We start from the raw sequence: 14,975 nt of genomic DNA, 5'->3' as shown, positions 1-14,975 counted from the left end.
GTCTGGGGTCCGGGCGGGGCCCCCGGGCGGACGAGCCTGGCGATCGCGCTCGCGGGGGAGCTGGCGGCATCCGGTCGTTCGGTCGCGCTCGCCGACGCCGACACTCACGGCGCCGCGGTCGCCCCCTCGCTCGGGCTGCTCGACGAGGCCCCGGGGTTCGCCGCCGCCTGCCGCCTCGCCGGCACGAACGCTCTCACGGCGGCCGAGCTCGACCGGGTCGCGTCGGTGCATCGCAGCGGAATCCGGGTGCTGACCGGCATCGGTCGCCCGGCCCGCTGGCCGGAGCTGACGCCCGCCCGCATCGCCGGAGTCCTGGATGCCGTACGCAGCTGGGCGGGGATCACGGTCGTCGACGTGGCGGCCGGCCTGGAGCAGGACGAGGAGCTGGTGAGCGACGTCGCCGCCCCGCGTCGCAACGCCGCCACCCTCGAGGTGCTGCGCGGCGCGGATCGGGTGATCGCGGTGGGCGCGGCCGATCCGGTGGGGCTGGCGCGCTTCCTACGCGGGCACGCCGAGCTCCTCGAGCATGTCGCTCCTGACCGGGTGACGGTCGTCGCCAACAAGGTGCGGTCGGGGGCGGTCGGACTCGACCCCGCCGGCCAGGTGCGCGCGACGCTCGAGCGCTTCGGCGGGGTCGCGCCCGCTCACCTCATCCCGTGGGACCCGGCCGGGTTCGATGCCGCCCTGCTGAGCGGTCGCACCCTCGTCGACGTCGCCCCGCGGTCGCCGGCTCGCGCGGTGATCCGGAAACTCGCCGCCGAGCTGTCCGGGGAACGAACCAACAGCCCGCAGGTAACGTAGGGGGGTGTCGACCCTCTCCGAGCTGATGCTCGCGCAGGACCGCTCGCCGGCCGACGTCGAGTGGCTGCATCTGCTCGTCGCCGATGGGCAGCTGCTCGCCGACCTCGCCTTCGCCGATATCGTGCTCTGGGTGCCGACCGCCGACGGGTCGTTCGTCGCCGTCTCGCACTCCCGGCCGTCGTCGGCCGCGACCCTCTTCTATCGCGACTTCGTCGGGCAGCAGATCAAGCCGGAGTGGAAGCAGCAGGTCACCGAAGCGTTCGAGACGGTGCAGATCGTCGACACCGCGGCGCCGGACTGGTACGAGGAGACGCCGACCCGGGTGCGCGCGATCCCGGTGGTGCGGCGGCTCGCGCCGAGCGGCCAGGCGGTGACCGAGCATCCGATCGCCGTGCTCACGCGGCATAGCAACCTGAGCGAGGCGCGCACGCCGAGTCGCCAGGAGCTGACCTTCAACCAGTGCGCCAACGACATCTTCGCGATGATCGCCACCGGCGACTTCCCCGACCTCGCGGCGCCGTCGATGCCGCGCCGCGGTGCCCCCCGCGCCTCGGACGGTCTGATCCGCCTCGACGCCGACGGCATCGTCACGTTCGCGAGCCCCAACGGCCTCTCGGCGTTCAACCGGATGGGCTTCCAGGGCGAACTCGAGGGGGAGTCGCTCGCGGAGGTGACGACCGGCCTGATCGGCAACAAGCAGCACGTCGACGAGTCGCTGCCGCTCGTGGTGTCGGGCCGCGCCCCGTGGCGCACCGACATCGAAGCGCGCGGCGTCACCGTGACCCTGCGGGCCATCCCGATCCGGTTCCGCGGTGAACGGGTCGGCGCGGCGATCTTCGTGCGCGACGTCACCGAGGTGCGGCACCAGGAGCAGGAGCTCATCACCAAGGACGCGACCATCCGCGAGATCCACCACCGGGTGAAGAACAACCTCCAGACGGTCGCGTCGCTGCTGCGCATCCAGGCGCGGCGCGCCCGCAGCGACGACTCGAAGGATGCCCTCAACCAGGCCATGCGCCGCGTGGCGGCGATCGCGGTGGTGCACGACACCCTGAGCGAGGGGCTCGACCAGATCGTCGACTTCGACGACGTCTTCGACCGTGTGCTCATGCTCGTCGCCGAGGTCGCGTCGAGTCACAACACGACGGTGCGTCCGGTCAAAACGGGCAAGTTCGGCGCGATCCCGAGCGCGTACGCGACGCCGCTCGCCCTCGCCCTCACCGAACTGGTGACGAACGCGGTCGAACACGGCCTCGCCGGCCGCGCCGACGGTCAGGTGGAGATCTCGGCGAAGCGCAAGGACGGCGACCTGAGGATCCGGGTGCGCGACAACGGGGTCGGGCTGCCCGAAGGGAAGGTCGGGTCGGGCCTCGGCACGCAGATCGTGCGTACCCTCATCCAGGGCGAACTCGGCGGCACGATCGACTGGCACACCCTCGAAGGCGAGGGCACCGAGGTCACGATCGACGTGCCCCTGCTCTGGCTGACGAAGGTCTAGCTGGCGCGGCGGGCGCGCGCGGCGCGACGCTTCAGCGCCCGACGCTCGTCTTCGCTGAGTCCACCCCACACACCCGAGTCCTGGTTGGTCTCGAGAGCGTACTGAAGGCACTGCTCGGTGACGGAACAACGAGCGCACACGGCTTTCGCCTTGTCGATCTGGTCGACGGCCGGTCCGGTGTTGCCGACCGGGAAGAAGAGCTCGGGGTCTGCGGTGAGACAGGCGGCTTTGTCACGCCAATCCATGGTGGTGCTCCTTATGTTGTTGCTGACGCGGGCGCGATTCGGATTCCTCATTCAGGTTTTCGCGCATGGTCGAAGTGAGAACGGAAAGTTTGGGGGGAAAGTCGGCCTTCCGGACTCACCTACGACTCTGTAGGCGTCACATCAACCGTGGGTAAGGGTTTCATACTTGTCACATCGAATCAATAGGTGATCCTTCAGCTCCCCGCCATCGCCCGGCTACCGTCTGGGCCCTGGCGGTCGTCGTCGCGGCCGAGTTCGCGGGCGTGCTCGCGCTCGGCATCCTGCTTCTGGTGGAGGTGCTGACCGTGCCACCGGCGTCCCTCGCGACCGCGCTTGCCCTGGTCGTCCTCGCCGCGCTGACCGCCGTCGTGCTCGGCGCGGTGCTCGTCGGACTCTGGCGCGGCCGGGCCTGGGTGCGTGCGGCGGGCGTCGTCTTCCAGGTGCTGCTGTTCGCGATCGGCGTGGGAGCGCTGCAGGGTGCCCTGGCTCAGCCCGGCTGGGGCTGGCCGCTCGTCATCGTCGGCGTCGTGGGCTTCGTGCTGGTCGTGTGCCGCCCGACCGCGCTGTGGCTCAGCGGTCGAGACGCAGCTTCTTGAGCAGCATCGCGACGTGCCCCGTCGCCTTGATGTTGTAGAGCGGCATCAGGATGCGGCCCTCCTCGTCGAGCACGAAGGTCGCCCGGATCACCCCGGTCACGGTCCGTCCGTAGAGCTGCTTCTCACCGAAGGTGCCGTACATCCCGTGCACCTCGCGGGTCGGGTCGCTGAGGATGACCTGCGGCAGGTTCTCGTCGGCGGCGAAGCCGGCGTTGGCCTCGGGCTCGTCGCGCGAGATGCCAACGACCCGGTACCCGGCCTGTTCGAAGACCGCCATGTTGTCGCGGAAGTCGCACGCCTGGCTCGTACAGGCGGGGGTGCCGGCTTCGCCGTAGAAGTACACGATCGTCTTCGAGCCGCGGGTGCTCGAGAGCGTGAACGGCTTCCCGTGCTGGTCGGTGAGAGTGAAGTCGGGGGCGAGTTCGCCTGCGTCGAGGCGGACGAGATCAGTCATCGTCGGTCATGCTATCGTTGTCCCTCGGTCCACTCGTGGACCTACGCACCTCTAGCTCAATTGGCAGAGCAACTGACTCTTAATCAGTGGGTTCCGGGTTCAAGTCCCGGGGGGTGTACGAAAGCCCCGTCCTAGCTCTCGCCAGCGAAGACGGGGCTTTTGCTTTCTCATGACCCTCCCGGCCCAGGCGACTCGTCGCGACTCCCGTGCGCGAGGTCAGGCGGCTCGATTCTCAGCCGAGGGTCCCGGCGATCGCCGCGAACAGCGGGATGCCCACGGCGAGGTTGACCGGGAAGGTGACTCCGAGTGACGCGGTGAGCGGGTAGGCGAGCGTCGCTTCGGGCAGCGCCATCCGCACGGCCGCGGGGGCAGCGATATACGAGGCGCTTGCGCAGAGCACGCCGAGGATCGCAGCGCCTCCGACGCCCAGGCCGGCGGCGCTGCCGAGCAGGACGGTCAGCGAGCCGACAGCGAGCGGGAAAAACGCGGCGAACAGGATCAGGCCGAGGGCACCCCGACGGAGCGCGCCGATGCGCTGCGCGGCCTCGATCCCCAGGGCGAGCAGGAAGAGCACCAGCACGCCGCGGAACAGCTCGCCGAAGAGCGGTTCGACACTCGCATAGCCGGCCGGTCCGATCACGGCGCCGATCGCCAGGCCTCCGACGAGCAGGAGGATCGACTTGCCGGTCACGATCTCGTGCAGCGTCGCACTCCACCCGCCGCGCACGGTGGCGTGCCGGCGCGCGAGGAGGAGGCCGACGAGGATGCCGGGCACCTCGAGCACGGTGAGCATCGTCGCGGCGTAGGCCGGAACGGCGATCCCGGCCGACTCGAGAGCGACGAGTGCTGCCGTGAACGTCACGAGCGACGTGGAGCCGTAGTGAGCAGCGATGGCGCCACGGTCGACGGGGTCGAAGGGGGTCACCACGCGCAGAACCACGAAGGCGAGCACGGGGATGACGAGGCCGAGGCCGATCGCGAGCGCGAGCGGCACGACCAGCTCGCCCGCGTCGCTCCCGCGAAGCGCAACGCCGCCCTTCAGTCCGATCGCCAGCAGGAGGTAGATGGAGAGTCCGTGGGCCATCGCGTCGGGCACCCGCAGATCGCTGCGCACCAGTACGGCGACGAACCCGAGGGCGAAGGCGAGCACCGGAGCGCTCAGCACGCTGCTCACCGCGCTAGAGACATCCATCGTTCCTCCCGAAATCCTGTGAAGTTTTCTTCATGCATTGAGGAGGATATACGAAGTCTGCTTCACTAATTGAAATCTCGAAAGGAGTGGTGTTGGACGTCCCCCTCTGGGCCTGGCTCACCGTCATCGCCGTGATCGTCGCGATGCTCGCGATCGATCTGGTCGCCCACCGGCACGCGCACGTGATCGGGCTGCGGGAGGCCTCGGCGTGGTCGGTGTTCTGGGTGCTCAGCGGGGTGAGCTTCGGGGTGATCGTCTGGGCGCTCTTTGGCGCCGAACTCGGCCAGCAGTACTTCGCCGGGTTCGTCATCGAGAAGTCGCTCGCAGTCGACAACGTCTTCGTCTGGGCGATCATCTTCGCCAGCCTCGGCGTGCCGGCCCAGTACCAGCACCGGGTTCTCTTCCTCGGGGTGCTCGGCGCGCTGGTGTTCCGCGGGATCTTCATCGCCGCGGGCGCCGTTCTGTTGCAGAACTTCGCGTGGGTGCTCTACGTCTTCGCCGCGCTGCTCGTGTTCACGGGCATCCAGATGCTGCGCCACCGCCACGACCACGGCGATCCCGCCGCCTCGCGCGTGCTCAAGCTCTTCCGACGGTTCGTGCCGATGACGCACACGTACCACGGCCAGAAGCTCGTCACCCGGGTCGGCGGCGCCCTCGTCGCCACCCCGCTGCTCGCGGTGCTCGTGCTCATCGAGGTCACCGACATCGTGTTCGCCGTCGACTCGATTCCGGCGATCTTCGCCGTGACCGACGAGGCATTCCTCGTCTTCACCGCGAACGCCTTCGCGATCCTCGGCCTGCGCGCGATGTACTTCCTCCTCGCCGACCTCGTGCACCGTTTCGTGTATCTCAAGATCGGACTCGCCGCCATTCTCATCTGGGTCGGCGTGAAGATGGCGCTGCACGACATCTGGAAGGTGCCGACGACCCTCTCGCTCGGGGTGATCATCGGCATCCTCACCGTGACGGTCGTCGCGAGCCTCATCGCCACGCGCGGCCAAGGGCGACGGCCGGTCGACGCGCCGCGTTCCGGACTCTTCCGGGAGGCCGGCGACGACGAGGTGGCCGACAGCCCACGCGGTTGACCGGACACAATGGAGCCATGGCGCACTGGACGTTTCTCACGCATCACGCGCACGTGCTGCTGCAGATCGCCCAGAACTCCGACGCCACCCTCGAGGAGCTCGCCGCCGCGATCGGGATCACCACCCGCAGCGCGGTCACCATCCTCAACGACCTCGAGGCGGCCGGCTACCTCGAGCGTCATCGTCGCGGGCGACGCAACCACTACGTTCTCCACCGCGACAGGCCGCTGCGGCATCCCTCCAACGCCGCGCACACGGTGAACGATCTGATCGAGGCGCTCCAGGACCTCGGATGACGACGGCCTCCCCCCGCGCGTGGCGGAGGAAGGCCGTCGAGGTGGGGACGCGCTACTTCTTCCCGGTGCCGGGGACCTCGCCCTCCATGGCGTCGTAGCCCTCCTTCTGCGGGTCGCCGTGCAGGCCGCCGGAGAGGGCGTACTCTTCCTCCGGCGAGAGCACGAGCCGCTTGCGGCCGTACAGGGCGAACCCGAGGAAGATGACCACGTACACGGCGATGATCGCGATGATCGCCGGGGTGAACGCCGGGTTGATGAGCACGCCGACGAAGACGATCGCCGCGATGATCGCCGCCGCCCAGGCGCCGGGGAGGCCCCACGGCGAGCGGTACGGACGATCGGCGTTCGGGAACTTCCGGCGCAGGATGATGAACGACACCATCTGCAGGAAGTAGGCGAGCACCGCGCCCCAGACGGCGATGTTGAGCACGATCGCCCCGGCGAGGGCACCCGCGCCGTCCGGGCTGAGGCGGCCGAGCACATCCACGACCACCAGCGCGAGGAAGCCGAGCACCGCGCCGACGACGAGGGCGACCCACGGCGTCTCGCGCTTGCCGGTCAGCGACAGGAACTTCGGGTAGTAGCCAGCCCGCGACAGCGAGTACATGTTGCGGCCGTAGGCGAACATGATGCCCATCAGTGACGCGAACAGTCCGATCAGCGCGAGCAGCGACAGCAGCGCCGCGGCCTGGTCGCCGACGATCGCGCGGAAGCCGTCGAGCAGCGGTTCACCCGCGACGCCGGTGGCCTCGGCCCCGAGCACGCCCGTGTTGAGGAACAGCACGATGAGGCCCGTGACGATGAGCGTGCCGCGCGCCCAGAGCCCGGCCCGCGGGATGTCGCGGCTCGGGTTGTGCGACTCCTCCGCGGCGAGCGGCAGCTCCTCGATGCCGAGGAAGAACCACATCGCGAACGGCAGCGCGAACAGGATCGGGAAGATGCCCTCCGGCAGGAACACCGAGGCGCCGATGGCCTCCGGGTTGGGCGCCATGTCCCAGAGCAGGTCCCACTTGAAGGCGCCGGAGACGAGCGCCATCACGCCGAACACGACGAGGATGCCGATCGAGATCACCGAGACGATGATCGCGAACCGGAACGAGATCGCCGCCCCCGCGGCGTTCAACGCGATGAAGAGCAGGTAGAGCACGATCCACCAGATCCACATGTTGGCGGAGAGGTCGAAGCCGAGCAGTTCGGTCGTGATCCCGTTGGCGTACTGCGCCGAGAAGAAGACGACGACCGCCGTGGTGGCGACGTACTCGATCGTCTCCGCGAGTCCGGTCGCGAGGCCGCCCCACGGCCCCATCGCCGATCGGGCGAAGGAGTAGGCGCCGCCGGTGTGCGGCATCGCCGACGCCATCTCGCCGATCGAGAAGGTCAGGCCGTAGTACATGATCACCAGCACGACGAAGGCGATCAGCATCCCGCCGAAGCCGGCGAAGTCGATGCCGAAGTTCCAGCCGGAGAAGTCGCCGGAGATGACGGCGGCGACGGCGAGGCCCCACAGCCCCCAGACCCCGGCGCTGCGCCGGAGTTTGCGCTTCTCGAAGTACTCCTTGCCTGCGGTCGTGTATTTGACGCCCGACACGCTCGTGGTCTCTGCCATCACGGTCCTTCCGGATTCCAACGGGGAACGCGGACCGCCCGGAACATCGGCGTCCACGCTTGCCGATGACTATGACGCTCATTGGTACTTGGTGTCTACCTTTGGGTGTTAACGACTCGTTACATCTGCTGAGCCCCTGCGAGGCGACTCAGAGGATGATGCGGCGCATCGCCTGTTCGAGGGCCGCGCGTCGTTCGACGACAGTCGGGCCGTCGGCGTCGGCGAGGGCCAGCAGAGGCGGGGGAGCGGTGGCCCAGGAGGTGGCTAGCGCTCCGACGATCGCCAGGAGGTCGGCGGGATGCCAGCTCGCGTCGACTCGACCCGAGCGTTGCGCCCCGCGGAGGGCGCTGATCTTGGCCCGGTAGGACTCCAGCTCCTCGGGATCGAGCGGGATGCGATCGGACTCGAGCCGCCACCAGGCGAGGAGCCGGACGATATCCGGTTCACGGACGGCGAGGTCGAACAGCTGCCCGACCGCGGCCGGGAGATCCTCGACGTGTTCCGGGACCCAGGAACCCGAGTGCTCGACCGCTTCGCGCACGACGACAGCGAATAGCTGCTCTTTGCTGCCGAAGTAGGCGTAGATGCGCTCCTTGTTCGCGCCCGCCGCACGAGCGATCCGGTCGATCCGCCCGCCGGCGAGACCGAAGGCGGCGAACTCCGTCGTCGCGGCAGCGAGGATCCGTTCCTTTGTCGACTCTGAGCTCATCTCGCCATGGTACCGACCAACGGTTTGGTTGGTGTACCGTTCTCACCAACCAACGTGTTGGATGGAAGGAAGCATCATGGGTGGTACGGCTGATCGGCGCGGCGGCGACGGAGTGAGGGGCAAGATCGTCGTCGTCACGGGGGCGAGTTCAGGAATCGGAGCCGCGGCGGCGCAGAGACTCGCCGACGGCGGTGCGACCGTGATCGCCGTCGGTCGATCCCCTGAGCGCACGGCGGCTGTCGCCGCCCGGCTCGGAACGGAGCCGATCATCGCCGACTTCGCCCGACTCGACGACGTGGAACGCGCGGCCCGCGAACTCTCGCGCCTTCCGCGGATCGATGTGCTGGCCAACAACGCCGGTGGGGTGTTCGGCGACCCGACGAAGACGGTCGACGGATTCGAGCCCATGTTCCAGGTCAATCATCTGGCGCCATTCCTCCTCACCCGGTTGCTCCTCGACAAGCTCGCGCACAGCCGCGCCACCGTCGTGCAGACCTCGAGCGTGGGGGCGCGGATGACCGGCAAGATCCTTCGCGACGACCTCCAGCAGGAGCGCCGCTTCCGGCCGACCGTCGCCTACGGCACGGTCAAGCTCGAGAACATCCTCTTCACGACCGAACTCCATCGGCGTCATCGGGGCGACGGCATCGCCGCGGTCGCCTTCCACCCCGGCACCATCGCGACGGGGTTCGGCACGCAGTCGGAGAGCCGCCTGATGAAGGCGATCACCACCAACCCGCTGAGTCGCCGACTGATGGCGAGCCCCGATGAGGGAGCAGACCAGCTCGTCTGGTTCGCCTCGACGGAGCCTGGGGTCGAGTGGGAGCCCGGCCGCTACTACGAGAAGCGCCGGGTCGCGACTCGCGTCAACCCGCAGGTCAGGGATTCCGAGCTGGCGAGCTGGCTCTGGGAGGAATCCGAGCGTCTCCTCGGCGACCGTCTGCGCTGAACACGCGTTCGACGCCCCACAGAGTTCCACCCACCGCACCACCGACGAAAGGACATCGCAGTGAGCGCCAACCTCGAATTCATCACCCGCTACAACACCTTCATCCTCGGCACGATGCTCGACGAAGAAGCCTTCCTCGCGGGGCTCGGCGAGTACGTGACCGACGACGCGGTGCTCGACGAGCCGGCGAGCATCCCCGGTCTCGGCCGTCTCGTCGGGCACGCCGGGTGGAATCAGTGGCGTGCGACTGCCGCGACCTGGGCCACCGAGTCGGGAGCCCAGTACACCTTCGGCGCAAGCGAGGACTACGAAAAGGGCGATGTCGTGCTGCACTGGTACGAGTTGACTCTCTCGCCGAACGCGGCGTTCCCCGAGGGCTTCGCGACATCGATCATCGAGCGGTACGAATTCGCCGAGGGCAAGATCGCCCGCCTCTCGGAGTACTACGCGGACACCACGGCGTTCGCCCGGTACTTCGCCTGACGACTCGGGCTCGCCCGGCGCCGAGCCGGGCGGGCCTGAGCCATGGCCGACATTGGTACTTCCGGTATACCTTTGGAGCGGTCGGCACAGCCGACCGTGAGGAGAAGCAGATGGCTGTCCGTTCGGGGAATCTCACCCTTGAGGAGCTCAATCGGCTGATCGACAAGCGCGACATCGACACCGTCATCCTCGCCTTCGCCGACATGCAGGGGCGCCTCGTCGGCAAGCGGGTCGCGGCGCGACTGTTCCGCGAGGATGTCGCCGAGCACGGCGCCGAGGCGTGCAACTATCTGCTCGCCGTCGACGTCGAGAACAACACCGTCGACGGCTACCCCATCTCGTCGTGGGAGACCGGCTACGGCGACATGGTGCTGAAGCCCGACTTCGACACCCTGCGCCTCATCCCGTGGCTGCCCGGGTCGGCGCTCGTGATGGCCGACCTGACCGCTCCCGACGGGGTCGGGGTCGACGTGTCGCCGCGCGCGATCCTCAAGACGCAGATCGCCCGGCTCGCTGAGAAGGGGCTCGTGCCGTTCGTCGGCACCGAGCTGGAGTTCATCGTCTTCGACGACTCGTTCCGCGCCGCCTGGGGCAAGGGCTACCAGGGTCTGACCCCGGCATCCGACTACAACATCGACTACGCGCTGCTCGCCTCGACCCGGATGGAGCCGCTGCTGCGCGACATCCGCCTCGGGATGGAGGGGGCCGGGATGTACTGCGAGGGCGTCAAGGGCGAGTGCAACCTCGGCCAGCAGGAGATCGCCTTCCGCTACACCGAGGCGCTCGCGACCTGCGACAACCACTCGATCTACAAGAACGGCGCGAAGGAGATCGCCGACGCGCACGGCAAGTCGCTCACCTTCATGGCGAAGTACAACGAGCGCGAAGGCAACTCCTGCCACATCCACCTCTCGGTGCGCGGCACCGACGGGTCGGCCGTGATGGCCGACGGTCGGGGCATGAGCAAGCTCATGGAGCACTGGATCGCCGGGCTGCTGCACACGATGCGCGAGATGACGCTGTTCTTCGCGCCGAACATCAACTCCTACAAGCGCTACGTGGAGGGTTCGTTCGCTCCGACCGCGGTCGCCTGGGGCATGGACAACCGCACCTGCGCGCTGCGGGTCGTCGGGCACGGCGCCGGCCTCCGGGTCGAGAACCGCGTGCCCGGAGGTGACGTGAACCCCTACCTCGCGGTCGCGGCGATCATCGCCGGCGGGCTCTACGGCATCGAGAACGAACTCGAACTCGAGCCGATGTTCACCGGCAACGCGTACACCTCCGACGCCCCGCGGGTGCCGTCCACGCTGCGGGACGCGGCCGAGCTGTTCGCGGCCTCGACGATCGCCCGGGACGCCTTCGGCGAGAACGTCGTCGCGCACTACCTCAACAACGCCCGGGTCGAGCAGAAGGCGTACGACGCCGCGATCACCGACTGGGAGCGCGTGCGGGGGTTCGAGCGACTGTGAGGCCCGTGATCGGCTTGACCACGTACAAGCAACGCGCGCAGACCGGGGTCTGGGATGTCACGGCGGCCTTCCTCCCCGCGGTGTACTTCGAGGCCGTGCAGCGGGCGGGCGGCATCCCGGTGCTGCTTCCGCCGCAACCCGCCGACGCCGACATCGTCGACCGGGTGCTCGACGGCATCGACGGTCTCATCATCACCGGGGGAGTGGATGTCGACCCCGCCCGCTACGGGCAGCCTCTCGGGGAGCACACCGACCGCCCGCAACTCGAACGCGACGCCTGGGAGGACGCCCTCCTCTCCGCGGCCATCGACCGCGAGCTGCCGTTCCTCGGCATCTGCCGCGGGATGCAGGTGCTCAACGTCAACCGCGGCGGCACCCTCCACCAGCACCTCCCCGACGTCGTCGGCGACGACCGCTTCCGGGTCGGCAAGGGCGAGTTCGCGACCAACGTCGTCGAGACCGAACCCGGCAGCGAGATCGACGCCCTCGTCGGCGCGAAGCTGCCGGTGAAGAGCTACCACCACCAGGGAGTGGATGCCGTCGGCGCGGGCCTCCGGGTCACCGCGCGTTCCGCCGAGGGGATCGCGCAGGCGGTCGAACTGGAGGGCGTTCCGTTCGGGGTGGCCGTGCAGTGGCATCCCGAAGAGGATGCCGCGGACGACGCCCGACTGTTCGCGGGGCTGGTCGACGCCGCCCGGACCTTTGCAGGAGCACGCGCATGAGCTCGACGACGATCATCAATCCCGCCGACGAGTCGGTGCTGGCGGAGGTGCCGCACACCCCGCTGGAGGCGGTGGATGAGGCGGTCACCCGCGCCGTGCTGGCGCAGCGGGCGTGGGCCTCCCTCGCCCCCGTCGACCGGGCCCGGGCACTGCGGCGGTTCGCGGCCGCCGTCGACGGGGCGATCGAGGAGCTCGCCCTGCTCGAGGTGCGCAACTCGGGGCATCCGATCTCGTCGGCCCGCTGGGAGGCGGGGCACGTGCGCGACGTGCTCGAGTACTACGCGGGGGCGCCGGAGCGCCTGCTCGGGGTGCAGATCCCGGTCGCCGGCGACATCGACCTCACCTTCCACGAGCCGCTCGGCGTCGTCGGGGTGATCGTGCCGTGGAACTTCCCGATGACGATCGCGTCGTGGGGCTTCGCGCCGGCGCTCGCCGCGGGCAACGCCGTGCTCCTGAAGCCCGCCGACTGGACGCCGCTCACCGCGATCCGCCTCGGTGAACTGGCGCTCGAATCCGGGCTCCCCGAGGGGCTGTTCCAGGTGCTGCCGGGGCGCGGCTCGGTCGTCGGGGAGCGGTTCGTCACGCATCCCGACGTGCACAAGATCGTCTTCACGGGATCGACCGAGGTGGGCAAGCAGGTCGCCGCGAAAGCCGCCGCGCTCGTCAAACCCGTCACCCTCGAACTCGGCGGCAAGAGCGCCAACGTCGTGTTCGCCGACGCCGACCTCGAGAAGGCGGCGGCGACCGCCCCGGGGTCGGTGTTCGACAACGCCGGGCAGGACTGCTGCGCCCGCTCGCGGCTGCTCGTGCAGCGTTCGGTGCTCGACCGGTTCCTCGAGCTGCTGGAACCCGCGGTGCAGGCGTGGAAGGTCGGCGACCCGCACGACGCGGCGACCGAGATGGGTCCGCTCGTCTCGGGGGCGCACCGCGACTCGGTGTCGTCGTTCCTGGATGGTGCGAACGTCGCGTTCCGCGGCACGGCGCCCACCGGGAAGGGCTTCTGGATGGCGCCGACGGTGCTGCTGCCGAACCGCGACGACCGCGTCGCCACCGAGGAGATCTTCGGCCCCGTCGTCAGCGTGCTGCCGTTCGACGACGAAGCCGACGCGATCGCCCTCGCGAACTCGTCGATCTACGGCCTCTCCGGCTCGATCTGGACCCGCGACCTCGGCCGCGGCATCCGCGTCGCCCGCGGCGTGCAGAGCGGCAACCTGTCGGTCAACTCGCACTCGTCGGTGCGCTACACGACCCCGTTCGGCGGCATGAAGCAGTCCGGCCTCGGCCGCGAACTCGGACCGGACGCCGCCCTCCACTTCACCGAGACCAAGAACGTCTTCTTCAGCACCGAGGAGTAGCCCATGGACCTGACCCAGAGACTCGCCGACCGCGTCGCGGTCATCACCGGCGGCGCGTCCGGCATCGGGCTCGCGACCGCCCGCCGGTTCGCCGCCGAGGGCGCCCGCGTCGTCATCGGCGACCTCGACCCGACGTCGGGTGAGAAAGCGGCCGCCGAGGTGGGTGGCCTGTTCGTGAAGGTGAACGTCGCCGACAAGGCCGAGGTGGATGCCCTCTTCGACACCGCCGCCCGGGAGTACGGCTCGGTCGACATCGCGTTCAACAACGCCGGCATCTCGCCCGCCGACGACGACTCGATCGAGACCACCGAGCTGGATGCCTGGGACCGCGTGCAACTCGTCAACCTGACCAGTGTCTACCTCTGCTCGCGCGCGGCCCTGCGGCACATGGTGCCCCAGGGGCGGGGATCGATCATCAACACGGCATCCTTCGTGGCCGTTCTCGGCTCGGCAACCAGCCAGATCAGTTACACCGCCTCGAAGGGTGGAGTGCTCGCGATGACCCGCGAGCTCGGCGTGCAGTTCGCCCGCCAGGGCATCCGCGTCAACGCGCTCTGCCCGGGACCGGACAACACCCCGCTGCTGAAGGAGCTGTTCGCGAAGGATCCCGAGCGCGCCGCGCGGCGGCTGATCCACGTGCCCGTCGGGCGCTTCGCCGAGCCCGAGGAGCTCGCCGCCGCGGTCGCGTTCCTGGCCAGCGACGACGCGTCGTTCGTCACGGCCTCCACCTTCCTCGTCGACGGCGGCATCAGCGCGGCGTACGTGACCCCGCTATGAGGCCGGCGCCATGACGAACATCGCCGGGCCGTCGCTCGTCGACGACGCGGTCTTCCGGCCCGTCCGCAGCGGCAACTCGCTCGAGGACACCGTCGGTCGGCTCATGCAGACCATCCGGCTCGGCATCGTCGCGCCCGGCCAGGCCCTGCCGTCGGAGCGCGACCTCGCGGCAAGGTTCTCGGTGTCGCGCGACACCGTGCGCGAAGCCATCCGCGAGCTCTCCGAAGCCGGGTACCTGACGGCGAAGCGCGGACGCTACGGCGGAACCTTCGTCGCCGATCCCGTGCCGGCACCCCCGGTCACCCCGGCGGTGATGCCGACGGCGGCGGAGATCGAGGATGTCGTCGGTCTTCGCGAGATCCTCGAGGTCGGGTCGGTGCGGGCCGCCGCCAGCCGGTCGCTCGGCGCCGACGACCGGGCGCTGCTCTGGACCCGGCTCGGAGAGGTGCAGGCGGCCTCGGAGGAGGACTACCGGCGCCTCGACTCCCGGCTGCACCTCGCGTTCGCCGAGATCGTCGGCGTGCCGTCGCTCGTCACCCTGCTCGCCGACAACCGGTCGCGGGTCAACGAGCTGCTCGACACGTTCCCGCTGCTCGCGCGCACGATCGAGCACTCCAATCGCCAGCACGAGGCGATCGTCTTCGCGATCCTCGCCGGTAACGAGCAGGGCGCGGCCGAGGCGATGCGCGAGCACCTCGAAGCGTCCGCCGTCCTGCTGCGCGGCTTCCTCGCCTGACC

The 14,975-nt window shown here is 69.3% G+C and carries 17 protein-coding genes and 1 tRNA gene; 13 read left to right on the top strand and 5 right to left on the bottom strand.

Annotated features, from left to right (window positions below):
- Positions 1-801, top strand: an 801-nt coding sequence (locus ACILQS_RS02375) for a CpaE family protein (RefSeq protein WP_395638496.1), incomplete at its 5' end; no start/stop codon positions are given.
- Positions 802-805: 4 nt separating this feature from the next.
- On the top strand, positions 806-2,299 hold the full coding sequence (locus ACILQS_RS02370; RefSeq protein WP_395638495.1) for a sensor histidine kinase: 1,494 nt from the start codon (positions 806-808) through the stop codon (positions 2,297-2,299).
- Here the strand turns inward: ACILQS_RS02370 and ACILQS_RS02365 are convergent.
- Positions 2,296-2,544, bottom strand: a complete 249-nt coding sequence (locus ACILQS_RS02365) for a WhiB family transcriptional regulator (protein ID WP_191282935.1) — start codon at positions 2,542-2,544, stop codon at positions 2,296-2,298. The genes ACILQS_RS02370 and ACILQS_RS02365 overlap by 4 nt on opposite strands.
- 263 nt (positions 2,545-2,807) lie before the next feature.
- Between ACILQS_RS02365 and ACILQS_RS02360 the strand changes: the two genes are divergently transcribed.
- A complete protein-coding gene (locus tag ACILQS_RS02360; protein ID WP_395638494.1) occupies positions 2,808-3,140 on the top strand; it encodes a hypothetical protein in 333 nt (110 codons plus the stop codon).
- On the opposite strand, the gene ACILQS_RS02355 is transcribed toward ACILQS_RS02360, so the two are convergent.
- Positions 3,115-3,594, bottom strand: coding sequence for a peroxiredoxin (locus ACILQS_RS02355; protein WP_395638493.1), 480 nt, complete (start codon positions 3,592-3,594; stop codon positions 3,115-3,117). The genes ACILQS_RS02360 and ACILQS_RS02355 overlap by 26 nt on opposite strands.
- Positions 3,595-3,639: 45 nt before the next feature.
- Between ACILQS_RS02355 and ACILQS_RS02350 the strand changes: the two genes are divergently transcribed.
- A tRNA-Lys gene (locus ACILQS_RS02350) sits at positions 3,640-3,712 on the top strand.
- Between the two features lie 114 nt (positions 3,713-3,826).
- Here ACILQS_RS02350 and ACILQS_RS02345 read toward each other — a convergent pair.
- Complete coding sequence (locus ACILQS_RS02345; protein ID WP_395638492.1) at positions 3,827-4,786, bottom strand: sodium-dependent bicarbonate transport family permease; 960 nt, start codon at positions 4,784-4,786, stop codon at positions 3,827-3,829.
- 92 nt (positions 4,787-4,878) lie between these two features.
- Between ACILQS_RS02345 and ACILQS_RS02340 the strand changes: the two genes are divergently transcribed.
- Positions 4,879-5,871: a TerC family protein gene (locus ACILQS_RS02340; RefSeq protein WP_395638497.1), complete on the top strand. Its 993-nt coding sequence runs from the start codon at positions 4,879-4,881 to the stop codon at positions 5,869-5,871.
- 17 nt (positions 5,872-5,888) lie between these two features.
- Positions 5,889-6,167: a helix-turn-helix transcriptional regulator gene (locus ACILQS_RS02335; RefSeq protein ID WP_395638491.1), complete on the top strand. Its 279-nt coding sequence runs from the start codon at positions 5,889-5,891 to the stop codon at positions 6,165-6,167.
- 52 nt (positions 6,168-6,219) lie between these two features.
- Here ACILQS_RS02335 and ACILQS_RS02330 read toward each other — a convergent pair whose 3' ends face one another.
- Together ACILQS_RS02330 and ACILQS_RS02325 are read right to left on the bottom strand one after the other, a co-directional pair.
- Positions 6,220-7,773 carry an amino acid permease gene (locus ACILQS_RS02330; RefSeq protein WP_395638490.1) on the bottom strand — a complete coding sequence of 518 codons (1,554 nt, stop codon included), beginning with the start codon at positions 7,771-7,773 and terminating at the stop codon, positions 6,220-6,222.
- A gap of 148 nt (positions 7,774-7,921) precedes the next feature.
- Positions 7,922-8,482 carry a TetR family transcriptional regulator gene (locus ACILQS_RS02325; protein WP_395638489.1) on the bottom strand — a complete coding sequence of 187 codons (561 nt, stop codon included), beginning with the start codon at positions 8,480-8,482 and terminating at the stop codon, positions 7,922-7,924.
- A 76-nt stretch (positions 8,483-8,558) separates the two neighbouring features.
- Between ACILQS_RS02325 and ACILQS_RS02320 the strand changes: the two genes are divergently transcribed.
- The 7 genes from ACILQS_RS02320 (at position 8,559) to ACILQS_RS02290 (ending at position 14,973) form a co-directional block, all read left to right on the top strand.
- The gene (locus tag ACILQS_RS02320) at positions 8,559-9,431 is read left to right on the top strand and encodes an SDR family NAD(P)-dependent oxidoreductase (protein WP_395638488.1); all 873 of its coding nucleotides are present in this window, start codon (positions 8,559-8,561) and stop codon (positions 9,429-9,431) included.
- Between the two features lie 60 nt (positions 9,432-9,491).
- Positions 9,492-9,914, top strand: a complete 423-nt coding sequence (locus ACILQS_RS02315; RefSeq protein ID WP_395638487.1) for a hypothetical protein — start codon at positions 9,492-9,494, stop codon at positions 9,912-9,914.
- 110 nt (positions 9,915-10,024) lie between these two features.
- On the top strand, positions 10,025-11,383 hold the full coding sequence (locus tag ACILQS_RS02310; RefSeq protein ID WP_395638486.1) for a glutamine synthetase family protein: 1,359 nt from the start codon (positions 10,025-10,027) through the stop codon (positions 11,381-11,383).
- Between the two features lie 5 nt (positions 11,384-11,388).
- Positions 11,389-12,105, top strand: a complete 717-nt coding sequence (locus ACILQS_RS02305) for a gamma-glutamyl-gamma-aminobutyrate hydrolase family protein (protein ID WP_395638485.1) — start codon at positions 11,389-11,391, stop codon at positions 12,103-12,105.
- Complete coding sequence (locus ACILQS_RS02300) at positions 12,102-13,460, top strand: aldehyde dehydrogenase family protein (protein ID WP_395638484.1); 1,359 nt, start codon at positions 12,102-12,104, stop codon at positions 13,458-13,460. The genes ACILQS_RS02305 and ACILQS_RS02300 overlap by 4 nt, the downstream gene beginning before the upstream one ends.
- A 3-nt stretch (positions 13,461-13,463) precedes the next feature.
- Positions 13,464-14,237: a 3-oxoacyl-ACP reductase gene (locus ACILQS_RS02295; protein ID WP_395638483.1), complete on the top strand. Its 774-nt coding sequence runs from the start codon at positions 13,464-13,466 to the stop codon at positions 14,235-14,237.
- A 10-nt stretch (positions 14,238-14,247) separates the two neighbouring features.
- Entirely contained in the window at positions 14,248-14,973 is a 726-nt protein-coding gene (locus ACILQS_RS02290; protein ID WP_395638482.1) for a FadR/GntR family transcriptional regulator, read from the top strand.
- Positions 14,974-14,975: the final 2 nt, after the last annotated feature.

Origin of the sequence: Pseudolysinimonas sp., from assembly GCF_044239695.1 — a bacterium.
In the GTDB taxonomy this organism is placed as follows: domain Bacteria; phylum Actinomycetota; class Actinomycetes; order Actinomycetales; family Microbacteriaceae; genus Pseudolysinimonas_A.
The sequence above is the reverse complement of the archived record's forward strand: the minus strand, read 5'-3'. Positions and strand labels throughout refer to the sequence as shown.